General features: G+C 72.6%; 20 protein-coding genes. 15 read left to right on the forward strand and 5 right to left on the reverse strand.

Annotated features, from left to right (window positions below):
• Positions 1 to 19: 19 nt before the first annotated feature.
• On the reverse strand, positions 20 to 1,375 hold the full coding sequence (locus FGW37_RS24365; protein ID WP_179082993.1) for a D-arabinono-1,4-lactone oxidase: 1,356 nt from the start codon (positions 1,373 to 1,375) through the stop codon (positions 20 to 22).
• A complete protein-coding gene (locus tag FGW37_RS24370) occupies positions 1,326 to 2,606 on the reverse strand; it encodes an MFS transporter (RefSeq protein WP_179082994.1) in 1,281 nt (426 codons plus the stop codon). Before FGW37_RS24370 ends, FGW37_RS24365 begins: the two co-directional genes overlap by 50 nt.
• A 141-nt stretch (positions 2,607 to 2,747) precedes the next feature.
• Between FGW37_RS24370 and FGW37_RS24375 the strand changes: the two genes are divergently transcribed.
• The gene (locus FGW37_RS24375) at positions 2,748 to 3,875 is read left to right on the forward strand and encodes a ferrochelatase (protein ID WP_179082995.1); all 1,128 of its coding nucleotides are present in this window, start codon (positions 2,748 to 2,750) and stop codon (positions 3,873 to 3,875) included.
• Between the two features lie 14 nt (positions 3,876 to 3,889).
• Positions 3,890 to 4,690, forward strand: coding sequence for an inositol monophosphatase family protein (locus tag FGW37_RS24380; protein WP_179082996.1), 801 nt, complete (start codon positions 3,890 to 3,892; stop codon positions 4,688 to 4,690).
• A 78-nt stretch (positions 4,691 to 4,768) separates the two neighbouring features.
• Here FGW37_RS24380 and FGW37_RS24385 read toward each other — a convergent pair whose 3' ends face one another.
• Entirely contained in the window at positions 4,769 to 4,936 is a 168-nt protein-coding gene (locus FGW37_RS24385; protein ID WP_179082997.1) for a hypothetical protein, read from the reverse strand.
• Between the two features lie 360 nt (positions 4,937 to 5,296).
• Between FGW37_RS24385 and FGW37_RS24390 the strand changes: the two genes are divergently transcribed.
• The 4 genes from FGW37_RS24390 (at position 5,297) to FGW37_RS24405 (ending at position 8,733) form a co-directional block, all read left to right on the forward strand.
• Positions 5,297 to 5,950, forward strand: coding sequence for a response regulator transcription factor (locus tag FGW37_RS24390; RefSeq protein ID WP_030368611.1), 654 nt, complete (start codon positions 5,297 to 5,299; stop codon positions 5,948 to 5,950).
• A gap of 7 nt (positions 5,951 to 5,957) precedes the next feature.
• Complete coding sequence (locus FGW37_RS24395) at positions 5,958 to 7,208, forward strand: sensor histidine kinase (protein ID WP_179082998.1); 1,251 nt, start codon at positions 5,958 to 5,960, stop codon at positions 7,206 to 7,208.
• 398 nt (positions 7,209 to 7,606) lie between these two features.
• Entirely contained in the window at positions 7,607 to 7,903 is a 297-nt protein-coding gene (locus tag FGW37_RS24400; RefSeq protein ID WP_030366107.1) for a DUF4193 domain-containing protein, read from the forward strand.
• Between the two features lie 14 nt (positions 7,904 to 7,917).
• Positions 7,918 to 8,733, forward strand: a complete 816-nt coding sequence (locus FGW37_RS24405; protein WP_179082999.1) for a hypothetical protein — start codon at positions 7,918 to 7,920, stop codon at positions 8,731 to 8,733.
• 72 nt (positions 8,734 to 8,805) lie between these two features.
• On the opposite strand, the gene FGW37_RS24410 is transcribed toward FGW37_RS24405, so the two are convergent.
• A complete protein-coding gene (locus FGW37_RS24410) occupies positions 8,806 to 9,252 on the reverse strand; it encodes a DUF3093 domain-containing protein (RefSeq protein ID WP_179083000.1) in 447 nt (148 codons plus the stop codon).
• 59 nt (positions 9,253 to 9,311) lie between these two features.
• On the opposite strand from FGW37_RS24410, the gene FGW37_RS24415 reads away from it, so the two are divergent.
• From FGW37_RS24415 to FGW37_RS24450, 8 genes are all read left to right on the forward strand, one after another.
• The gene (locus tag FGW37_RS24415) at positions 9,312 to 9,896 is read left to right on the forward strand and encodes a PaaI family thioesterase (protein WP_179083001.1); all 585 of its coding nucleotides are present in this window, start codon (positions 9,312 to 9,314) and stop codon (positions 9,894 to 9,896) included.
• The gene (gene dut / locus FGW37_RS24420; RefSeq protein ID WP_179083002.1) at positions 9,893 to 10,393 is read left to right on the forward strand and encodes a dUTP diphosphatase; all 501 of its coding nucleotides are present in this window, start codon (positions 9,893 to 9,895) and stop codon (positions 10,391 to 10,393) included. Before FGW37_RS24415 ends, dut begins: the two co-directional genes overlap by 4 nt.
• A 1-nt stretch (position 10,394) precedes the next feature.
• Complete coding sequence (locus FGW37_RS24425) at positions 10,395 to 11,177, forward strand: DUF3710 domain-containing protein (protein WP_246430528.1); 783 nt, start codon at positions 10,395 to 10,397, stop codon at positions 11,175 to 11,177.
• Positions 11,178 to 11,506: 329 nt separating this feature from the next.
• Complete coding sequence (gene kdpF / locus FGW37_RS24430) at positions 11,507 to 11,596, forward strand: K(+)-transporting ATPase subunit F (RefSeq protein ID WP_043188605.1); 90 nt, start codon at positions 11,507 to 11,509, stop codon at positions 11,594 to 11,596.
• An 8-nt stretch (positions 11,597 to 11,604) separates the two neighbouring features.
• The gene (gene kdpA, locus FGW37_RS24435; RefSeq protein ID WP_179083004.1) at positions 11,605 to 13,296 is read left to right on the forward strand and encodes a potassium-transporting ATPase subunit KdpA; all 1,692 of its coding nucleotides are present in this window, start codon (positions 11,605 to 11,607) and stop codon (positions 13,294 to 13,296) included.
• Positions 13,293 to 15,401, forward strand: coding sequence for a potassium-transporting ATPase subunit KdpB (kdpB, locus tag FGW37_RS24440; protein WP_179083005.1), 2,109 nt, complete (start codon positions 13,293 to 13,295; stop codon positions 15,399 to 15,401). The genes kdpA and kdpB overlap by 4 nt, the downstream gene beginning before the upstream one ends.
• Before the next feature lie 7 nt (positions 15,402 to 15,408).
• The gene (kdpC, locus tag FGW37_RS24445; protein ID WP_179083006.1) at positions 15,409 to 16,056 is read left to right on the forward strand and encodes a potassium-transporting ATPase subunit KdpC; all 648 of its coding nucleotides are present in this window, start codon (positions 15,409 to 15,411) and stop codon (positions 16,054 to 16,056) included.
• A gap of 177 nt (positions 16,057 to 16,233) precedes the next feature.
• Complete coding sequence (locus FGW37_RS24450; protein ID WP_179084885.1) at positions 16,234 to 18,099, forward strand: NAD-binding protein; 1,866 nt, start codon at positions 16,234 to 16,236, stop codon at positions 18,097 to 18,099.
• Between the two features lie 272 nt (positions 18,100 to 18,371).
• Here the strand turns inward: FGW37_RS24450 and FGW37_RS24455 are convergent, their stop codons facing one another.
• A complete protein-coding gene (locus FGW37_RS24455) occupies positions 18,372 to 18,908 on the reverse strand; it encodes a GNAT family N-acetyltransferase (RefSeq protein WP_179083007.1) in 537 nt (178 codons plus the stop codon).
• A 229-nt stretch (positions 18,909 to 19,137) separates the two neighbouring features.
• Between FGW37_RS24455 and FGW37_RS24460 the strand changes: the two genes are divergently transcribed.
• The gene (locus FGW37_RS24460; protein WP_179083008.1) at positions 19,138 to 21,690 is read left to right on the forward strand and encodes a sensor histidine kinase; all 2,553 of its coding nucleotides are present in this window, start codon (positions 19,138 to 19,140) and stop codon (positions 21,688 to 21,690) included.
• Positions 21,691 to 21,725 lie beyond the last annotated feature (35 nt).

The following is a 21,725-nucleotide window of genomic DNA, read 5'->3' on the forward strand; positions in this document are numbered from 1 at the left end:
CGCCCCTAATGCAGTTCCCTTACGCGCCCAGCACGCGTCGTAGGTAGTCGTTGCCGAATACGTGCTGCGGGTCCAGGCGGTCCCGCAGGGCGGTGAAGTCGGTGAAACGTGGATAGGCCGCCGCGAGGTGCCCGGCGTCGCGGCTGTGGAGCTTTCCCCAGTGGGGCCGGCCGCCGTGCGCCGTCATGATCTGCTCGGCGGTCCGGAAGTAGGCGCGGTAGGGGGCGCCCCGGTACATGTGCACGGCGAGGTAGGCGGTGTCCCGCGCGTGGGCCGTGGACAGCGGTATGTCGTCGGCCGGAGCCGTGCGGACCTCGACGGGGAAGGCCACGCGCAGCCGCGAGCGCTCGATCGCGGCCCGCAGCTCGCGCAGCGCCGGTATCGCGGCCTCCCGCGGCAGCGCGTACTCCATCTCCAGGAAGCGGACGCGGCGGGGGCTGGTGAAGACGCGGTACGGCACGTCCGTGTAGGTGCGGGCCGACAGGGCGCGGCCGGCGAGCCGGGCGATGCCGGGGACGGCGGCGGGCACGGCGCGGCCCACGGCGCACAGGGCACCGAAGAGGCCGTTCGACAGCAGCTCGTCCTCGACCCAGGCGGCGACCCGGCCGGGCGGGTCCGCGGGACCCGCGCTGCGGTTGTTGCGCTTGGTGATGCAGTTGCCGGTGTGCGGGAACCAGTAGAACTCGAAGTGTTCGTTCTCGGCGACCAGCTGCTCGAACTCGCCGGTGACCCGGTCGAGGGGCATCGGCTCCTCGCGCGCCCGGAGCAGGAACTCCGGCTCCACCGCGAACGTGACCGCGGTGATCACGCCCAGCGCGCCCAGCCCCAGCCGGGCGCCGGCGAAGACCTCCGGGTTCTCCTCCGCGGAACAGGTCAGCACCGAGCCGTCCGCGGTGACCAGCTCCAGGGCGCGGACCTGGGCCGAGAGCGAGGCCGAGTCGCGGCCCGTGCCGTGGGTGCCGGTGCTGACCGCCCCCGAGACGGTCTGCTCCATGATGTCGCCCATGTTGGCCAGCGACAGGCCGTGCGCGGACAGCGTCGCGTTCAGGTGCCGGAGCGTGGTGCCGGCCCCCACCGTCACCGTGCCCGCCGCGCGGTCGATCGCGCGCAGGCCCCCGAGGCGCTCCGGGCGTATGAGCAGGCCGTCGGTGGCGGCAGCGGCGGTGAAGGAGTGGCCGGTGCCGGCCGCCTTCACCCGCAGGCCGTCCGCCGCGGCCCGTACGACCGCCTCCGCGACCTCGCCCGCGGAGGCGGGGGCCACCGTCCGCCGGGGGTGCGCGGTGACGTTGCCCGCCCAGTTGCGCCAGCGGGCCGGCGCGGCCGCCCTAGGCGACGATGCCCTTGCTGAGGTCGTCGTTCCGGTCGTCTCCGTCATGTGCGTCAGACCCTCCCCTTGCCTGCGGCACAGGTCCCCCAGGCCGCTGCGGCGCCGGCCCGCGGAGCCGGCGGTACCCCAGGAACGCGACCGCCGCCGCGAGCGCCCCCGCCACCCCGGACACCGCGTACCCCGTGGCGGCGCCGTGGACGTCCACCACCCAGCCGGCGGTCGACGACCCCAGCGCCACGCCGACCGCGAGACCCGTGCTCGTCCAGGTCATGCCCTCGGTCAGCTGCGCGCGCGGTACGTGCTGTTCGACGAGGGCCATCGTCGTCACCATGGTCGGCGCGATCGACAGCCCCGAGACGAAGAGCGCCACGGCCAGGAACGGCAGGCTCCCGACCAGTTGGAGGGGGATCATACTCACGGCCATCGCACACACGCCCACGAGCCAGCGGCGGGCTATGTCCCCGCTCAGCCGCAGGAGTCCGAAAACGATCCCCGCCAGGCAGGAGCCCAGCGCGTACGCCGCGAGCACCAGGCTCGCCATGCTCTTGTGGCCCTCGGCCTCGGCGAAGGCGACGGTCACCACGTCGCACGCGCCGAAGATCATGCCCGTGGCGGCGAAGGTCGCCACCAGCACCTGCAGGCCGGGGGAGCGCAGTGCGTGGCCGCTCCCGTGCTGCCCGCGCGGGTGCGGCTGCGGCTCGGTGGCGCGCTGGGAGGTCAGCCACAGGACGCCGATCGCGAGGAAGCCGGCGGCCAGCAGCGGGCCCGCTTCGGGGAACCAGCTGGTGGACAGCCCGATCGACAGGATCGGGCCGACGATGAAGCACACCTCGTCCAGGACGGACTCGAAGGCGTAGGCCGTGTGCAGGAGCCCGCTGCCCCCGTAGATCGCCGCCCAGCGGGCCCGCACCATCGATCCCACGCTCGGCACGCAGCCGGCGAACGCGGCGAAGACGAACAGCGTCCAGTCGGGCCAGCGCTGCTGGGCGCTCAGCAGCAGCCCCGCGACGGCGGCCAGCGCCACCAGCGTCGCCGGGCGCAGCACCCGGCTCTGCCCGTGCCGGTCGACCAGCCGGGATATCTGCGGGCCGAGGACGGCGGCGGAGACGGCCAGGGCCGCGGAGACGGCGCCCGCGAGCCCGTAGCGGCCGGTGATCTGGGAGATCATGGTGACGATGCCGATGCTGAACATCGACAGCGGCATCCGGCCGAGGAGACCGGCCGCCGAGAAACCCTTGCTGCCGGGAGCGGCGAAGATCTCGCGGTAGGGACTGGGCAAGACGGCTCCCGAGGGGGTTGTTTTGGGGACGGGACGAGGGTGCCGTAAGGGATGTAGCTGGCCGATACAGCTTACGGGGGTACGTTTGTTCGGCGCACCGTCATTTCCCGGCAGTCCGTGCAGGGTGGCAGGATCGGACGCATGTCGGATCAGCCAGCGCACGCCCCCTACGACGCCCTGCTGTTGCTCTCCTTCGGCGGCCCCGAGGGCCCGGACGACGTCGTTCCCTTTCTGGAGAACGTCACGCGCGGGCGCGGCATCCCCCGCGAGCGCCTCAAGGAGGTCGGGCAGCACTACTTCCTCTTCGGCGGCGTCAGCCCGATCAATGACCAAAATCGTGCGCTGCTCGGCGCCCTGCGCAAGGAGTTCGCCGAGCACGGCCTCGACCTGCCGGTCTACTGGGGCAACCGCAACTGGGCGCCGTACCTGACCGACACCCTGCGCGAGATCGCGGCCGACGGCCGGCGCCGCGTGCTCACCCTCGCCACCAGTGCCTACGCCTCGTACTCCGGCTGCCGGCAGTACCGCGAGAACCTCGCCGACGCGCTCGCGGCCCTGGAGGCCGAGGGCGCGACGCCGCCCCGCGTCGACAAGCTGCGGCACTACTTCAACCACCCCGGCTTCGTCCGCCCCATGGCCGACGCCGTCCTCGCGGCCCTCGCCGAGCTGCCCGAGGACGTCCGCGAGGGCGCGCACCTCGCCTTCACCACCCACTCCATCCCCACCGCCGCCGCGGACACCTCCGGCCCCGCGCAGGGCCACGGCGACGGCGGCGCCTACGTCGCCCAGCACCTCGACGTCGCCCGCACCCTCGTGGAGGCGGTACGCGAGGAGACCGGCACGGAGCACCCCTGGCGGCTCGTCTACCAGTCCCGCAGCGGCGCCCCCCACATCCCCTGGCTCGAGCCCGACATCTGCGACCACCTGGAGGCCGCGCACGGCGACGGCGTCCCCGCCGTCGTCATGGTCCCCATCGGCTTCGTCTCGGACCACATGGAGGTCAAGTACGACCTCGACACCGAGGCCGCCGCCAAGGCCGCCGAGCTCGGCCTGCCGGTCGCCCGCGCCGCGACCGTCGGCGCCGACCCCCGCTTCGCCGCCGCCGTCCGCGAGCTGGTCCTGGAACGGGCCGCGAGCGAGCGCGGCGAGCACCCCGAGCGGTGCGCCCTGGGCGCCCTCGGACCCTCGCACGACCTCTGTCCCGTCGGCTGCTGCCCGGCCAGGGCCGCGCGCCCGGCCGCCGCCGGAGCCGACAGCCCGTACGCGTAAGGAGCACCAGCACCGTGAGCGACACCCTGAAGGCAGAACTCCTGGCCGTGGCCCTCGAGGCCGCCGACCGCGCCGGGGCCCTGCTCCGCGACGGGCGCCCGGCGGACCTCGGGGTCGCCGCGACCAAGACCAGCTCGATCGACGTCGTCACCGAGATGGACATCGCCGCCGAGAAGCTGATCACCGGCTTCCTCGCCGAGCGGCGCCCCGAGGACGGCCTCCTGGGCGAGGAGGGCGCCAGCAGCGAGGGCACCAGCGGCGTGCGGTGGGTCATCGACCCGATCGACGGCACCGTGAACTACCTCTACGGCCTGCCGTCCTGGGCCGTGTCCATAGCGGCCGAGCTCGACGGGGAGGCGGTCGTCGGCGTCGTGGCCGCGCCCATGCGCGGCGAGACCTACCGGGCCGTGCTCGGCCAGGGCGCGTACGAGGGTGAGCGGCGGCTGGCCGTCCGGCCCGCTCCCGGCCTCGACCAGGCCCTGATCGGCACCGGCTTCGGCTACCTCACCGCGCGCCGCGCCGCCCAGGCGGAGGTCCTGCGCTCCCTGCTGCCGCAGGTGCGCGACATCCGGCGCGGCGGGTCCGCGGCGATCGACCTGTGCGACGTGGCCTGCGGCCGGCTGGACGGCTACTACGAGCGCGGGCTCAACCCCTGGGACTACGCGGCGGGCGCCCTGATCGCCCGCGAGGCCGGGGCCCTGACCGGCGGCCGCCCGGGCGAGCCCGTCTCCCCCGAGCTGACCGTGGCGGCCCCGCCGGTGCTCTTCGAGACGCTGCAGGGGCGCCTGGAGGAGCTGGGGGCCTGGCAGGGCTGAGCCCCGCCACCCGCCCCCGTGCGGACATGGCAGTGCCCCGGCGCCGCTCGGCGCCGGGGCACTGCCGTCGGATCCTGCTCAGGCCGCGGAGACCTCGACGCCGTGTTCGGCGGCAAGACGGTGCAGGTCGTCCAAGGCGGACTGCTCCACCTCGGCGGTGTACTCGTCGCCCAGCCTGCGGGCCTGGTCCCGTTCGCTGCGGGTGCTCTCTATGCGCTGCAGAATGCCAGCGGTGAACGCGTCCATGGTGCTGCGCCCCCTCGTCGTGGGTCGATGGCACGGGGGTGTGCCGACGGCGAATCGATCGCGCCCCTGCCCCGGCGCGGGCGGACGGGCCGTGGTGGCGTGCCGCCACTGGGCGTGATCGCGGGTGTGCAGACGTCTTCCCCCACGCCGTCCGCGGGGAAACCTCCCGTCCGGAACCAATCCCCCCACCCGTCCGGAATCCGCTCCGGGCCCCGCCCCGGCGGCGATCCGGAATGGCCTGCCGGCAGGTCGGCCCCGGCACCCCTTACAGCCGGTTTACCGACGTTCGAGGCAGGATGGAGGCACCCACAGGGGTATCTCCAGCCTGCCCGCCCGGGCCCAAAGGGAAGGATCAACGCCGTGCGCGTACTCGTCGTCGAGGACGAGCAGCTGCTCGCCGATGCCGTCGCCACCGGACTGCGCCGGGAGGCCATGGCCGTCGACGTCGTGTACGACGGTGCCGCCGCCCTGGAGCGCATCGCCGTCAACGACTACGACGTGATCGTCCTCGACCGCGACCTGCCGCTCGTCCACGGCGACGACGTCTGCCGCAAGGTCGTCGAGCTCGGCATCCCCACCCGCGTCCTGATGCTCACCGCCTCCGGCGACGTCAGCGACCGCGTGGAGGGCCTGGAGATCGGCGCCGACGACTACCTCCCCAAGCCCTTCGCCTTCAGCGAGCTCACCGCCCGCGTGCGCGCCCTCGGCCGCCGCACGACCGTGGCCCTGCCGCCCGTCCTGGAGCGCGCCGGCATCAAGCTCGACCCCAACCGCCGCGAGGTCTTCCGCGACGGCCGGGAGGTGCAGCTGGCGCCCAAGGAGTTCGCCGTCCTGGAGGTCCTCATGCGCAGCGAGGGCGCGGTCGTCTCGGCCGAGCAGCTGCTGGAGAAGGCCTGGGACGAGAACACCGACCCCTTCACCAACGTCGTCCGGGTCACCGTCATGACCCTGCGCCGCAAGCTCGGCGAGCCCCCGGTGATCGTCACCGTGCCCGGCTCCGGATACCGGATCTGATCCCCCGATGGCCTCCGCCCCCACCCCCACGCCCCCCGCGACCCCTCCCAAGCCCACCTGGGACCCGCGGCAGCCCGTCGTGCGCCCGTTCCCCTGGCTGCGCCCGACGATCCGGATACGGCTGACCCTGCTGTACGGCGGGATGTTCCTGATGGCCGGCGTGCTGCTGCTGACGATCATCTATCTGCTGGCGGCCGACGCCCTCACCCAGGGCAACCAGCTGCCGTTCCGGATCCTCAATGCCAACGTCGAGACCAGCGCCAGCTGCCGGAGCCTGCCCCAGGGGTCCGCGACCAACAGCGACACCTTCATGAACGGCCTGCGCCTGTGCATGGAGCACCAGCGCGCCATGGCCCTCGACGGCCTCCTCAAGCGCTCGCTGCTGGCCCTCCTCGGCCTGGCCGTGATCGCCTTCGCCTTCGGCTACGCCATGGCGGGCCGGGTCCTCTCGCCGCTGGGCAGGATGACGCGGACCGCCCGCCGGGTGGCCGCCACCGACCTCTCCCGCCGGATCGAACTGGACGGGCCGGAGGACGAGTTGAAGGAGCTCTCGGACACCTTCGACGAGATGCTCGACCGGCTGGAGCGGGCCTTCACCGCGCAGCAGCGGTTCGTGGCCAACGCCTCGCACGAGCTGCGCACGCCGCTGGCGATCAACCGCACGCTGCTGGAGGTCACCCTCTCCGACCCCGGCGCGCCCCCGGAGCTCCACCAGCTCGGCAAGACGCTGCTGGCCACGAACGAGCGCAGCGAGCAGCTGGTGGAGGGCCTGCTGCTGCTCGCGCGCAGCGACAACGAGATCGTCGACCGCAAGCCCGTGGACCTGGCCGAGGTGGCCTCCCGGGCGCTGGACCAGACGCGCTCGGAGGCCCAGGGCAAGGGCGTGGAGCTGCGCGGCACGCGCCAGCCCGCGGTCGTCCAGGGCAACGGTGTGCTGCTGGAGCGGATCGCGCTGAACCTGGTGCAGAACGCCGTGCGGTACAACACCCCGGACGGCTGGGTCGAGGTCACCACCGAGGCGCAGCCGGGCCAGGCGGTGCTGGTGGTGGAGAACACCGGGCCCGTGGTCCCGGCCTACGAGCTGGACAACATCTTCGAGCCGTTCCGCCGGCTCCGCACGGAGCGCACCGGCAGCGACAAGGGCGTCGGCCTGGGGCTGTCGATCGTGCGCTCGGTGGCCCGCGCCCACGGCGGGCGGATCACCGCGGAGCCGCGCGAGGGAGGCGGGTTGATCATGAGAGTGGTCCTGCCCACCTGAAAATTTCTGCGAGAATAGGGCGGCCGCAGGTTCGCTTTGGGCGGAATTTTCCCATTCCGACCCTTGCTGTGAGTGTGTGTAATCGCTCACACAGGCAAACTTCCGGCCATCCACTCTCCGTGATCAGCGGGCTCGCCGGAACGCCGGAAAAATGGGGGTTTCCGCTGGTCCTGATCACGGGAAGTACACGTGATGGCGCATCCGCATGCGGCATTCGGACCGTGTACGGTCCGGTTCGCCATCCAACCCCATCACCTCTTCAGGTGTGCGGTTGGGTGTCGATTGAGTAACAGACCTTGATGTGAGGCAAAATCTCCGCCTCGGGTCGGGCACAAGTCCGGCCTCTCACGCGTTACGTGCGCTGGAGACACCGCAGACACCCAGAGGGGGAGAGCGACATGGCAACGGACTACGACACCCCACGCAAGACCGACGACGACGTCGACTCGGACAGCCTTGAAGAGCTCAAGGCCCGCCGGAACGACAAGTCGGCGTCGACCGTCGACGTGGACGACTTCGAGGCCGCGGAGGGCATGGAACTGCCCGGCGCGGACCTCTCCAACGAGGAGCTGGCCGTCCGGGTCCTGCCCAAGCAGGCCGACGAGTTCACCTGCATGAGCTGCTTCCTCGTCCACCACCGCAGCCAGCTGGCGCGCGAGAAGAACGGCCAGCCGATCTGCCGCGACTGCGACTGAGGAACGGGTCTGCGATGGCAGGCTCGACCCCGTTCCGGAAGCGGCGCTCCCGGCAGCCCGAGCTGACCACCGGGCCGGACCAGGAGGCCGCACGGCAGGGCGACGGCGTCCCTGCCCCTGGCGACACGGTCGGCACCCACGTCGAGCGAGGCCGTACGGCCTCGCTCGCCGCTGCTGTCGGCCGTGGCGCCACCAAGGGCGGCCGGGGGGCGCGGGCGGGGCTCACCGCCCTCGTCGACCGGCTCATCGCGAACGCCCCGCGCATCCCCGTGCGCGACCTTGCGACACTGCGGGCCCAGTTCCCGGGCCTGGGCCCGGAGGAGCTCGCCGACAAGCTGGTGGCGGGCGCGGTCAATGCCACGTCCGCCGTGGGCGCCGGGGTCGGGGCCGCGGCGATGCTGCCGGTGCCGCCCGCGATGCCCGCCGAACTGGCCGCCGAGATCGCCGGCGTGGCCGCGGTGGAGCTCAAGCTGATCGCCGAGCTCCACGAGGTGTACGGCCTGCGGGCCCCCGGCACGCTGCGTCAGCGCTCCCTGGCCTATCTGGCCGCCTGGGCCGACGAGCGCGGGATCGACGTCACGTCCCCCACCACCGTCAATGCCGCCCTGGGCGGCCAGCTCCGGCGCGAGCTGCGCCAGCAGATCCTCAAGCGCACGTTCCGCAACCTGCCCAACCTCGCCCCCTTCATGATCGGTGCGACGGTGGGCGCGGTGATGAACCGCCGTGACACCAGAAGGCTCGCGGCCAAGGTCCGCCTCGACCTGCGTGCCCGGCAGGTGCCGTGGGAGGCGCTCCCGGAGGCCCCTGAAGGCCCCCCGCGGCTGCCCTGAGCCGCACCGGCCCGCCCGGCCCCCGAGAGGCCCGTCAGGGCATCCGCACCGCCCACCGGGGCAACCGCGGCGTCAGGAGGCCCGTACCGCCGCGAGCGCTTCTGCCAGCCGCTCGGGAGAGCGCGTGGAGAGGTAGACGTACGGCGTGGGGTCGGCCGGGTCCGTGATCTCGATCCGGACCGCGGTCGGCACGTAGCCGCGCAGCAGCATGAAGGCGCGGGTGTCCGCCTTGTGCGTGCGCCAGGCGCGGGCCTCCTCGGCGTCCAGCACCTGCGGCGTCCCCAGCGCCTCGACGGGGATACGGGCGTCGCCCGCCACCAGCGCGCCGCTCACCACGCGGATGCGCGCGGACCCGTAGGCGCTGACGGCGACCGCCGCGAGGGCCCCGCCGCCCACCAGCCCGCCGAGCATGGGCACCGTCCCCAGGGGCAGCAGGATCAGCGCCATCGCGACCCCGGCCAGAACCGCGATGAACCACCAGGAACGGGGCGCGGTGAGACGTTCTTCGTAAGCCTGCATGGGCCCAAGCTTGACACGCGCGGGACCGGGCCCGGCCGTCGCGGGTAAGGTCAGCCCCTGTGAGTGGACGAACGACAGCGCTGACGCCGCCGGAGGGGGCCGTTCCCCCGGTGCGGCACCCCGACGCGCCCGCGCCCGGAGAGACCATCGGGTCGCACTACGAGTACTGCTTCGGCTGCGGCCCCGGTGTCCCGCACGGGCTGCACGTCGAGGTGCGGGCCGGCGAGGGCGTGGGCGTCTCCGCGGAGTTCCGGGTCAAGGAGGCGCACCAGGGCGCCCCGGGCCTCGCCCACGGCGGGGTGCTGGCGACGGCGCTGGACGAGACGCTGGGCTCGCTGGGCTGGATGCTGCGGGTGATCGCGGTGACCGGCCGGCTGGAGACCGACTTCCTGCTGCCCGTGCCCGTGGACACCGTGCTCCACCTGCAGGCCGAGGTGAAGGCCGTGCACGGCCGTAAGATCTACGCCGCGGCCACCGGCCGGATCGGCGGGCCGAAGGGCCCGCTCGCACTCCGTGCCGAGGCGGTGTTCGTCGAGGTCAAGGTCGACCACTTCATCGAGAACGGCCGTCCCGCAGAGATCCAGGCCACGCTGGCCAACCCCGACCAGGTGAAGGTCGCGCGAGCTTTCGAGGTGAACCCGTGACGCGTCAACCCTTGGACGTCCTCGTCCGCCGTGTGGACCCCGAGGTGCCCCTCCCCTCCTACGGTCACCCCGGTGACGCCGGCTGCGACCTCGTGACCACCGAGGCCGCCGAGCTGGCCCCGGGGGAGCGCATGGTGCTGCCGACGGGCGTCTCCATCGCGCTGCCGGACGGCTACGCCGCCTTCGTGCACCCGCGCTCGGGCCTCGCCGCCCGGTGCGGAGTCTCCATGGTGAATGCCCCGGGGACCATCGATGCCGGGTACCGTGGAGAGATCAAGGTGATTGTGGTCAATCTGGACCCGCGGGAGACCGTTCGGTTCGAGAGGTTCGACCGCATCGCCCAATTGGTCGTCCAGCAGGTAGAGAAGGTCCGCTTCCACGAGGTCGCGGAGCTTCCGGGCTCGGCACGGGCCGAAGGGGGCTTCGGGTCCACCGGTGGCCACGCTGCCGTGGGGTATGGATTCGCTTCGGTCGCCAGCGACCGGGAAGGACAGTGACGTGTTCGGTCGTCGCCGCAAGCGCAGTGAGGACGTAGTCGAGGATGCCGGTCATCTCGACGACGTGACCTCCGAGGAGTTGGCTGAGGACTCAGCGCCGGACGCGCAGGACTCCGCGGCCGAGAGCCGCGTCCGGCTGGAGCCGGAGCCCCGCCCCGACGGGCCGTGGGACCTCTCCGAGGTCCGTGACGCCACCGAGGGCCGGGTCGACCTGGGCGGCCTGTTCGTGCCCGGCGTCGAGGGCATGGAGCTGCGCGTGGAGGTCGCGGGTGACGCGATCGTCGCCGCCACCGTGGTGCTGCGCGACAGCGCCGTGCAGCTGCAGGCCTTCGCCGCCCCCAAGCGCGAGGGCATCTGGGTCGAGGTCCGCGAGGAGATCGCCTCCGGCATCACCCAGCAGGGCGGCGTCGTGGACGAGGTCGAGGGCCCGCTCGGCTGGGAGCTGCGGGCCCAGGTGCCGGTGGCGCTGCCGGACGGCACGCAGGGCGTGCAGATGGTCCGCTTCATCGGGTGCGACGGGCCGCGCTGGTTCCTGCGCGGTGTGATCTCGGGCCAGGGCGCGGTGCAGCCGCAGACCGCCGGCCTGCTGGAGCAGATCTTCCGGGACACCGTCGTCGTCCGCGGCGAGTCCCCGATGGCCCCGCGCGACCCGATCGTGCTGAAGCTGCCGGAGGACGCCCAGATGGTCGCCGAGGGCCTGCAGCAGACGGACGACGACCGCTCGCGCTTCGCGGGCGGCGTGGACCGCCTGGAGCGGGGTCCGGAGATCACCGAAGTGCGCTGACGGCAGCCTGCCGCAGACCGGTCCGCCGTCGTCCGCCGGCGGCTGGATTACTGCGTTCCGCTGGGCCGCAACCCCGATCCGGGGTTGCGGCCCAGCGGCGTTTTTGCAGGTCAAAAGGGGTGCCCGTATGGATTGCGTCAAGGGGGCGCTAATGGCCGTATAGAGCGCGTCAACGGAGCGTGCGCGGGCTCCCGGGGGCGGTTTCCTGTGATGGTCCGTTCATATCCGAACCCTCTCTAGGAGCACACGATGGCCGACGTGGCCTTCGTCGTCACCACGATCGCGGTCTTCGCGCTGGTGGCTCTCGTCGCCAAGGGGGTGACGAAGCTGTGACCGCCGAGAACATCGTCGGCCTGGTCGTGGCCGTCGCCCTGCTGGGCTACCTGATCCTCGCCCTCGTCTTCCCGGAGAGGTTCTGAGTACAGATATGAGCCCCGTTCTCTCCGGAGTCCTCCAGCTCGTCGCGCTCATCGCGGCGCTGGCGCTGGTCCACCGCCCGCTCGGTGACTACATGGCCCGCGTCTACAGCTCCGAGAAGCACCTGCGCGCCGAGAAGCTGCTCTACCGCACCATCGGCGCCGACCCGGACGCGCAGATGCGCTGGCCCGCGTACCTGCGCGGCGTGCTGGCCTTCTCGGTCGCCGGCGTCCTCTTCCTGTACCTGCTGCAGCGGATCCAGGGCATACTCCCCGACTCCCTGTCGCTGGGCTTCACCGCGATCAGCCCGGACCAGGCGTTCAACACCGCCGCCTCGTTCGTCGCCAACACCAACTGGCAGTCGTACTCGGGCGAGCAGGCCATGGGGCACGCCGTCCAGACGCTCGGCCTCGCCGTGCAGAACTTCGTCTCCGCGGCCGTCGGCATCGCCGTGGCCGTCGCGCTCGTCCGCGGCTTCGCGCGCTCGCGCACCGGCGAGCTCGGCAACTTCTGGGCCGACCTGGTGCGCGGCACCGTGCGCATCCTGCTCCCGATCTCGGTGATCGGCGCGCTCGTGCTGGTCGCCTGCGGCGCGATCCAGAACTTCTCCGGGATCCATGAGATCGGTCAGCTGACCGGCGGCACCCAGCAGGTCAACGGCGGCGCCGTGGCCTCGCAGGAGGTCATCAAGGAGCTCGGCACCAACGGCGGCGGCTACTTCAACGCCAACTCCGCCCACCCGTTCGAGAACCCCAACGCCTTCTCCAACCTCTTCGAGATCTTCCTGATCCTCGTCATCCCCTTCTCGCTCACGCGGACCTTCGGCAAGCTCGTCGGCAACGTCAAGCAGGGCTACGCGATCCTCGCCGCCATGGGCGTGATCTGGCTCGGCTTCACCGCGCTGATGATGTGGACCGAGTACGCGGGCCACGGCGCGGCGCTCCAGGCCGCGGGCGATGCGATGGAGGGCAAGGAGCAGCGCTTCGGCATCGGCGCGTCTGCGATCTTCGCGACCACGACGACGCTCACCTCCACCGGCGCGGTGGACTCCTTCCACTCCTCCTTCACCGGCCTGGGCGGCGGCATCACGCTGCTGAGCATGATGCTCGGCGAGATCGCGCCGGGCGGCGTCGGTTCCGGCCTCTACGGCATGCTCGTCATGGCGATCATCGCGGTCTTCATCGCGGGCCTGATGGTGGGCCGCACGCCCGAGTACCTCGGCAAGAAGATCGGCACCCGCGAGATCAAGCTCGCCGCGTGCTACATCCTCATCACCCCGACCCTGGTGCTCGGCTTCACCGCCCTGTCCATGGCGCTGTCCGCACCGCCCGAGTCGATCCTGAACGTCAAGGGCAACTCGGTGGACGGCAGCGGCGCGCACGGCTTCTCCGAGGTCCTCTACGCGTTCACGTCGGGTGCCAACAACAACGGCTCGGCCTTCGCGGGCCTGAACGCCAACACGCCCTGGTACAACACCACGATCGGCCTCGCCATGCTGCTCGGCCGCTTCCTGCCGATGGTCTTCGTGCTGGCGCTGGCCGGCTCGCTCGCCGAGCAGACCCCCGTCCCCGAGACCGCCGGCACCCTGCGCACCGAGAAGCCGCTCTTCGCGGGCCTGCTCGTCGGCGCGATCCTGATCATCACCGGCTTGACCTACTTCCCGGCCCTGGCCCTCGGCCCGATGGCGGAGGGACTCTCATGAGCACGACCACCCCTGTCCGGCCCACCTCGGGCGAACCCCAGGACACCCCGCCCCACGGGTCCCAGGCGCCCGGGCGCGTCTCCGGCGGCCTCTTCGACCCGGCGCAGCTGATGAAGTCGCTGCCGGACGCGTTCCGCAAGCTCGACCCCCGGGTGATGGTCAAGTCCCCGGTGATGTTCGTGGTCCTGATCGGCTCGGTGGTCACCACCGTGCTGGCGGTCAAGGACCCGGGCGACTGGTTCGGCTGGGCGATCACCGTCTGGCTGTGGCTGACGGTCCTGTTCGCCAACCTGGCGGAGGCCGTGGCCGAGGGCCGCGGCAAGGCCCAGGCCGACACCCTGCGCAAGGCCAAGACCGACACGGTCGCCCGGCGCCTGAACGGCGACACCGAGGAGTCGGTGCCCGGCACCGAGCTGCGCGTGGGCGACCTGGTCGTCTGCGAGGCCGGCGACGTCATCCCGGGCGACGGCGACGTCGTCGAGGGCGTCGCGTCCGTCGACGAGTCGGCCATCACCGGCGAGTCGGCCCCGGTCATCCGCGAGTCCGGCGGCGACCGCTCGGCGGTCACCGGCGGCACCAAGGTCCTCTCCGACCGCATCGTCATCAAGATCACGACGAAGCCCGGCGAGACCTTCATCGACCGGATGATCAACCTGGTCGAGGGCGCGGCCCGGCAGAAGACGCCGAACGAGATCGCGCTGAACATCCTGCTCGCCTCGCTGACGATCGTCTTCCTGCTGGCCGTCATCACCCTCCAGCCGTTCGCGATCTACGCGGGCGCCGAGCAGTCGATGATCATCCTGGCGGCCCTGCTGGTCTGCCTCATCCCGACGACCATCGGCGCGCTGCTGTCCGCGATCGGCATCGCGGGCATGGACCGGCTGGTGCAGCGCAACGTCCTGGCGATGTCCGGGCGCGCGGTGGAGGCCGCGGGCGACGTCTCGACGCTGCTGCTCGACAAGACCGGCACCATCACCTACGGCAACCGCCGGGCGGCGGAGTTCGTGCCCGTCAAGGGCACCACGGCCGCCGAGGTCGCCGACGCCGCCCAGCTCTCCTCGCTCGCCGACGAGACGCCCGAGGGTCGCTCGATCGTCGTCCTCGCCAAGGAGGGGTACGGTCTGCGCGAGCGCCACGAGGGCGAGCTCACCGGCGCCGAGTGGGTGCCCTTCACGGCGCAGACCCGGATGTCGGGCGTCGACGTCGAGGGCCGCAAGGTCCGCAAGGGCGCGACCGGTTCGGTCCTCGCCTGGGTCGAGGAGCGCGGCGGCCGCATCGCCGAGGACGCGCGCGAGCTCACCGACCGGATCTCCCAGGCCGGCGGCACGCCGCTGCTGGTGGCCCTTGAGGACGAGAAGGGCGCGCGCGTCCTGGGCGTCATCCACCTCAAGGACGTCGTCAAGGAGGGCATGCGGGAGCGGTTCGAGGAGCTGCGCCGCATGGGCATCAAGACCGTCATGATCACGGGTGACAACCCGCTGACGGCCAAGGCCATCGCCCAGGAGGCCGGCGTCGACGACTTCCTCGCCGAGGCCACGCCCGAGGACAAGATGGCGCTCATCAAGCGCGAGCAGGCCGGCGGCAAGCTCGTGGCGATGACGGGCGACGGCACCAACGACGCCCCCGCGCTCGCGCAGGCGGACGTGGGCGTGGCCATGAACACCGGCACCTCGGCCGCCAAGGAGGCCGGGAACATGGTGGACCTGGACTCCGACCCCACCAAGCTCATCGAGATCGTGGAGATCGGCAAGCAGTTGCTCATCACGCGCGGCGCCCTGACGACCTTCTCGATCGCCAACGACGTCGCCAAGTACTTCGCCATCATCCCGGCGATGTTCGCGGTGGCCTACCCCGGCCTGGACAAGCTCAACATCATGAGCCTGACCTCCCCGGAGTCGGCCATCCTCTCCGCCGTCATCTTCAACGCGCTGATCATCGTCGCGCTGGTGCCGCTGGCCCTCAAGGGCGTGCGCTACCGGCCGATGAGCGCCGACAGCATGCTGCGGCGCAACCTCGGAATCTACGGACTGGGCGGCCTGATCGCCCCGTTCATCGGCATCAAGATCATCGACATGCTCATCTCCCTCATCCCTGGCATCGGGTGACGTCACCATGAACACTTCCGTACACAGCACGGCCCGCCTGCTGGGCGCGGGGCTGCGGGCCCTGCTCGTCCTGACGGTGGTCTGCGGGGTGATCTACCCGCTGGTCGTCACCGGCATCGCCCAGGCGGCCTTCCACGACAAGGCCAACGGCTCCGAGGTGAAGGCGGGTGGCAGGTCCGTCGGCTCCGAGCGGCTCGGCCAGGCTTTCAACCTCGACAAGAAGGACAAGGACGGCAACCCGCTGCCGGACCCGAAGTTCTTCCAGCCGCGCCCGTCGGCGGCCGGCCCGAACGCCGAGAACACGCAGTACAAGCTGATCGTCTCCGGTGCCTCGAACCTCGCCGCCGACAGCAAGACCCTGCTGAACGCCGTCGAGCAGCGCCGCACGGACGTCGCCGCGTTCAACCGCGTCTCCCCGTCGGCGGTGCCGGTGGACGCCCTGACGTCCTCCGCCTCGGGGCTCGACCCGGACATCTCCCCGGCGTACGCGCGGCTGCAGGCCAAGCGGGTCGCCGAGGCCAACGGCCTGCCTGCGGGCAAGGTCGAGAAGCTGGTCGAGGACCACGTGGACGGCCGCATCCTCGGCTTCATGGGCGAGGAGCGCGTCAACGTCCTGAAGCTCAACATCGCGCTGCAGGAGCTCGCGAAGAAGTAGCGCGTCCAGCGGGAGCACGGACGGGGCCGGCCGGCCGGACCGGCGGCCCCGTCCGTCTTTCGTGTACCACCCCCCACATCCATGGGAAATCCGGTGAATGTTCGACCGGCGCAGGGCACTCTGTTGAACGTGGTCACACTGAACCCGCAGCCCCATGTCGCCCCGGCCGCACCGCACATGGTGGTGTGCGGGGACGACGGGCTCGTGCACCGGCTCGCCGCCGAGCTCTCCGGCGTCTACGGCGAGCGCGTCACCGTCGTCCTGCCGCCGGCGCGCGAGGCCCGGCGGCGTCCCGCGCCCGCGCTCGGCCGTGCCGCGGCGCTCTTCGGGCGCGTCACCGGAGCCGTCGGGCGCGCGGGCGCACCCGACCGCAACGGCACCGCGGCGGGCGGCGGCCTCGTACGGGTGCTGGAAGCGGCGGAGCCCGGCGAGGAGGCGTTCACCGAGGCGGGGGTGGCCCACGCCACCGCACTCGCCCTCGTCTACGACGACGACGAGACCAACGTCCAGGCGGCCCTCCTCGCCCGCCGCCTCAACCCGCGCGTCCGGCTCGTCATCCGCCTCTACAACCGCAGGCTCGGCGAGCACCTGGCGAAGCTCCTCGACCAGGCCGCCCAGCTGGCCGCGACCGCGGACGGCGCGCCCGTCACGGACACGGAAGCCGCCACCACCACCGTCCTGTCGGACGCCGACACCGCCGCCCCCGTCCTCGTCACCGCCGCCGTCTCCGGGCACAACAAGGTCATCGAGGCGGGCGGCCTGATGCTGCGGGCCGCCGAGCGGTCCCATGTGATCGCCGGGCGCGGGCGGGGACGGGAGCTGTGCACCCTCGCCCTGCTGTCGGCTGCGCCGCGGCCCGGGAGCGCGGAAGTCCCCGACGGCGACGGCCCGTTGCTGCTGCCGGACGACCTGCGGCCGCCGGGCACCGAGGGGCGCGCCGAGGTCGTCCTGGAGGCGGTGCCCTTCGCCCTGCAGCCCACGCCGGTCCGCCCGACCGTCCGCGGCCTGCCGCTGGGCTCCTTCTTCTCCCGGCGCCTGCGCTGGGCCCTCGGCCTGCTGACCGCCGCCGTCTGCGCGCTGGCCGTGGCGTCCTGGAGCGTCACCAGCGACGACCCGACGCACGCGGTCTACCTCTCGCTGCTCGACCTCTTCGCCATCAACGACCCGGCGATCAGCGAGGGCCACGGCCGGAAGGTCCTCCAGCTGTTTTCCGGGCTCACGGGCCTGTTGCTCCTGCCCTTGCTCGTGGCCGCCGCCCTGGAGGGGCTCGGGACCTTCCGCTCCGCCTCGGCGCTGCGCCGCCCGCGGCGCGGCCTGTCCGGCCACGTGGTGCTGCTGGGCCTCGGCAAGATCGGCACCCGCGTGCTGGCCCGGCTGCGCGAGCTCGGCATCCCCGTCGTGTGCGTGGAGCGCGACCCGCAGGCCCGCGGCGTCGCGCTCGCCCGCTCGCTGCGCGTGCCCACGATCATCGGCGACGTCACCGAGGAAGGCGTGCTGGACGCCGCCAAGGTCGGCCACAGCGGCACGCTCCTGGCGCTGACCAGCAGCGACATCACCAACCTGGAGGCCGTGCTGTACGCGCGGGCGGTCAACCCCGAGGTGCGGGTGGTCATGCGGCTCTACGACGACCGCTTCGCCAAGGCCGTCTACCGCACCCTGCGCGCCTCCCACCCCGGAGCGTGGACGCGCAGCCGCAGCGTCTCCTTCCTCGTCGCCCCGGCCTTCGCGGGCGCGATGATAGGGCGTCAGATCCTGGGCGCGGTGCCCGTCGAGCGGCAGGTCGTCCTCATCGCGGCGCTGGAGGTCGAGGGCCGCCCCGAGCTGAACGGCCAGCCCGCCGGCGAAGCGTTCGTGCCCGGCGCGTGGCGGGCGCTCGCGGTGACCTCCCGGCGCCTGGAGGCCTCCGGCCGGGAGGAGACCCGCCTGATGGAGGACCTGCCCGCCCGTTACGTCCTGGGCGGCCAGGACCGCGTCATCGTCGCGGCCACCCGGCAGGGGCTCGCCGACCTCCTGGGCCGCAGGCCCGTGCCCCGTCCGCGCTGACGCGCGGGGAGGGGCCCGCGGTTCACCCGGGCCGCCGGGCCGCCGCCTTCACCGCCGGACTCCGGCCTCCCGCCGGCTCCGGCTTTCGCCGCCGGAGACGGGCTGCCCGCCACCAGCGGCCGGGCTCCTGCTTTCGCCGCCGGACTCCGGCCTTCACCGCCGGGCCCCGGCTTGCGCCGCCGGTGACGGGCCACCCGCCACCAGCGGCCGGGCTCCGGCTTTGCCCCGGGAGACGGGCCGCCCGTCACCGGTCGCCCGTCACCAGCCGCCCGTCACCAGACGTCGCCCGGCCGCCAGTCGCACGCCAGCTCTCCGTCCAGGTCCAGCTTCGCCGTCAGCGGCATGACGTAGATGCAGCCGTCCTCCTCCTCGGTGCGCTGCACGCCCGCCGGGGAGAGGACCGCCGAGGGTCCGCGCCACTGCTGCCAGCCGCGGCCCGCGTAGAGCGGCACGGCCTCGTCGGCCGCGCCCAGCGCTCCCAGTTCGTAGCCGCCGCGGCGCAGCACCTCCTCCAGCGCGTCCATCACGGCCGAGGCCACGCCCTGCCGGCGTCGGTCCGCGCGGACGGCCACGGCCTCCACGTATCCGGCGCGCAGGGACTGCCCGCGGTGCAGCATGCGGCGCTGCACGAGCGAGCCGTGGCCGATCAGCTCGCCGCCCTCCCGCACGAGGGCGTGCATGCCGCCCACCGTGTGGTCCCAGTCCTCGTCGGAGAAGCCCCCCTCGAACGCGTCGTCCATGAGGGCGCGGACCGCGGCGAGTTCCGCGTCGGTCAGCCCGGACGTGTGCGCCGTGCGTACGTCAGTCATACAGTCATGCTGTCAGCCCGCCTCCCCGTCCGGACCGGACGGGGCGTGCAAAAGTCACGGCGCAAGGCGTCAGAGCTGCGTCAATACCGTGTCCGGCACCCCCGGGCGCCCTATATGTCCAGAACTTTGGCCGTAAGGTCGACCGTACGCGGCAGTGCGAGCACATCAGCACATCCGGACGGCACGGACCGCCCGGACACCACCGCGTGACCTGAAAGACAATGGGGCCATGGGACGCGGCAAGCTTCGGATCTACCTCGGCGCGGCACCGGGCGTCGGCAAGACGTACGCGATGCTCTCGGAGGCCCACCGCCGGGTGGAGCGCGGCACGGACGCCGTGGTCGGCTTCGTCGAGCACCACAACCGGCCGCGCACCGAGGTCATGCTCCACGGCCTGGAGGAGGTGCCCCGCCGGGAGATCGCCTACCGCGGCGCCGTCTTCACCGAGATGGACCTCGACGCCGTCCTCGCCCGCCGCCCCGCCGTCGTCCTGGTCGACGAGCTCGCCCACACCAACGTGCCCGGCTCGCGCAACACCAAGCGCTGGCAGGACGTCGAGGAGCTGCTCCAGGCGGGTGTCGACGTCGTCTCCACGGTCAACATCCAGCACCTGGAGTCGCTCGGCGACGTGGTCGAGTCGATCACCGGGGTACGGCAGCAGGAGACCGTGCCCGACGAGGTCGTGCGCCGCGCCGACCAGATCGAGCTGGTCGACATGTCGCCCCAGGCGCTGCGCCGCCGCATGGCCCACGGGAACATATACAAGTCCGACAAGGTCGACGCCGCCCTCTCCAACTACTTCCGGCCCGGCAATCTGACCGCGCTGCGCGAGCTCGCCCTGCTGTGGACCGCCGACCGCGTCGACGAGTACCTGCGGCAGTACCGCACGGAGCACAGCGTCTCCACCATCTGGCACGCACGCGAGCGCATCGTCGTCGGCCTCACCGGCGGCCCCGAGGGCCGCACCCTGATCCGCCGCGCGGCGCGCATGGCCGCCAAGGGCTCCGGCAGCGAGATCCTCGCCGTCTACATCGCCCGCAGCGACGGGCTCACCTCGGCCTCGCCCAAGGAGCTCGCCGTCCAGCGCACCCTGGTCGAGGACCTCGGCGGCACCTTCCACCACGTGATCGGGGACGACGTGCCCGCTTCGCTGCTGGAGTTCGCCCGCGGGGTCAACGCCACCCAGATCGTGCTCGGCTCCAGCCGGCGCAAGACCTGGCAGTACGTCTTCGGCCCCGGCGTGGGCCAGACCGTGGCCCGCGACTCCGGACCCGACCTGGACGTCCACATCGTCACCCACGAGGAGGTCGCCAAGGGCCGCGGCCTGCCCGTGGCGCGCGGCGCACGCCTGGGCCGGGGCCGCATCCTGGCCGGCTGGCTCACCGGCCTGGGCGGCCCGGCCCTGCTCAGCCTGCTGCTGACGCAGGTTGGGCCGGACCTCGGCCTCGCCAACCACATGCTGCTGTTCCTGTGCATGACGGTGGCGGCGGCCCTGCTCGGCGGCCTGTTCCCGGCCCTCGCCTCCGCCGCCTTCGGCTCGCTGCTGCTGAACTACTTCTTCGTCCAGCCCCTCCACCGGTGGACGATCACCGACCCCAAGAACATCGTCGCCATCACGATCTTCGTCTTCGTCGCGGTCTCCGTGGCGTCCGTGGTGGACGTGGCGGCGCGCCGCACCCACCAGGCGGCCCGGCTGCGCGCCGAGTCAGAGATCCTCTCCTTCCTCGCCGGCAGCGTGCTGCGCGGCGACAACAGCCTGGAGGCCCTGCTGGAGCGGGTCCGGGAGACCTTCGCCATGGAGTCCGTGGCGCTGCTGGAGCGCACCAGCGACGTCGACCCGTGGACCTGCGCGGCCGCCGTCGTGACCAATTCGGGCAAGCCCCTGCTGCGGCCCGAGGACGCCGACGTCGACATGCCCGTCGGCGACAACATGGCGCTCGCCCTCTCCGGGCGCGTCCTGCCCGCCGAGGACCGCCGGGTGCTCGCCGCCTTCGCCGCGCAGGCCGCGGTCGTCCTGGACCGGCAGCGGCTGGTCGGCGAGGCCGAGCGGGCCCGCCGCCTCGACGAGGGCAACCGCATCCGCGTCGCCCTGCTCGCCGCCGTCAGCCACGACCTGCGCACCCCGCTCGCCGCGATCAAGGCCGCGGTGACGTCCCTGCGCTCGGACGACGTCGCCTGGTCCGAGGAGGACGAGGCCGAGCTGCTGGCCGGCATCGAGGACGGCGCCGACCGCCTCGACCACCTCGTCGGCAACCTCCTCGACATGTCGCGGCTGCAGACCGGCACCGTCACCCCGCTGATCCGCGAGATCGACCTCGACGAGGTGGTGCCGATGGCCCTGGGCGGCGTCCCCGAGGGCAGCGTCACCCTCGACATCCCCGAGACGCTGCCGATGGTCGCCGTCGACCCCGGCCTGCTGGAGCGCAGCGTCGCCAACGTCGTCGAGAACGCCGTCAAGCACAGCCCCGGCGGAACGCCCGTCCTGGTGGCCGCCAGCGCGCTGGGCGACCGCGTGGAGGTGCGGGTGGCCGACCGCGGCCCCGGCGTCCCCGACAGCGCCAAGGACCGCATCTTCGAGCCCTTCCAGCGCTACGGGGACGCGCCGCGCGGCGCCGGCGTGGGCCTCGGCCTGGCCGTCGCCCGGGGCTTCGCCGAGGCCATGGGCGGCACCCTCGCCGCCGAGGACACCCCCGGCGGGGGCATGACCATGGTGCTCACCCTGCGGGCCGCCGACGGCGTCGCCCCCGTCCGCCCCGACCTCCCGGCGCAGGCCACCTCGTGAGCCGTCCCGCGCGTACCGACAGTCCAGCAGTCCCC

The organism is Streptomyces rectiverticillatus, from assembly GCF_013394065.1.
In the GTDB taxonomy this organism is placed as follows: domain Bacteria; phylum Actinomycetota; class Actinomycetes; order Streptomycetales; family Streptomycetaceae; genus Streptomyces; species Streptomyces rectiverticillatus.

Coding starts and splice junctions, on each gene's coding strand:
- FGW37_RS24365 (WP_179082993.1), bottom strand. CDS start 1,375: ATGACGGAGACGACCGGAACGACGACCTCAGCAAGGGCATCGTCGCCT.
- FGW37_RS24375 (WP_179082995.1), top strand. CDS start 2,748: ATGTCGGATCAGCCAGCGCACGCCCCCTACGACGCCCTGCTGTTGCTC.
- FGW37_RS24385 (WP_179082997.1), bottom strand. CDS start 4,936: ATGGACGCGTTCACCGCTGGCATTCTGCAGCGCATAGAGAGCACCCGC.
- FGW37_RS24395 (WP_179082998.1), top strand. CDS start 5,958: ATGGCCTCCGCCCCCACCCCCACGCCCCCCGCGACCCCTCCCAAGCCC.
- FGW37_RS24400 (WP_030366107.1), top strand. CDS start 7,607: ATGGCAACGGACTACGACACCCCACGCAAGACCGACGACGACGTCGAC.
- FGW37_RS24405 (WP_179082999.1), top strand. CDS start 7,918: ATGGCAGGCTCGACCCCGTTCCGGAAGCGGCGCTCCCGGCAGCCCGAG.
- FGW37_RS24410 (WP_179083000.1), bottom strand. CDS start 9,252: ATGCAGGCTTACGAAGAACGTCTCACCGCGCCCCGTTCCTGGTGGTTC.
- kdpA (WP_179083004.1), top strand. CDS start 11,605: ATGAGCCCCGTTCTCTCCGGAGTCCTCCAGCTCGTCGCGCTCATCGCG.
- kdpB (WP_179083005.1), top strand. CDS start 13,293: ATGAGCACGACCACCCCTGTCCGGCCCACCTCGGGCGAACCCCAGGAC.
- kdpC (WP_179083006.1), top strand. CDS start 15,409: ATGAACACTTCCGTACACAGCACGGCCCGCCTGCTGGGCGCGGGGCTG.
- FGW37_RS24450 (WP_179084885.1), top strand. CDS start 16,234: ATGGTGGTGTGCGGGGACGACGGGCTCGTGCACCGGCTCGCCGCCGAG.
- FGW37_RS24455 (WP_179083007.1), bottom strand. CDS start 18,908: ATGACTGACGTACGCACGGCGCACACGTCCGGGCTGACCGACGCGGAA.
- FGW37_RS24460 (WP_179083008.1), top strand. CDS start 19,138: ATGGGACGCGGCAAGCTTCGGATCTACCTCGGCGCGGCACCGGGCGTC.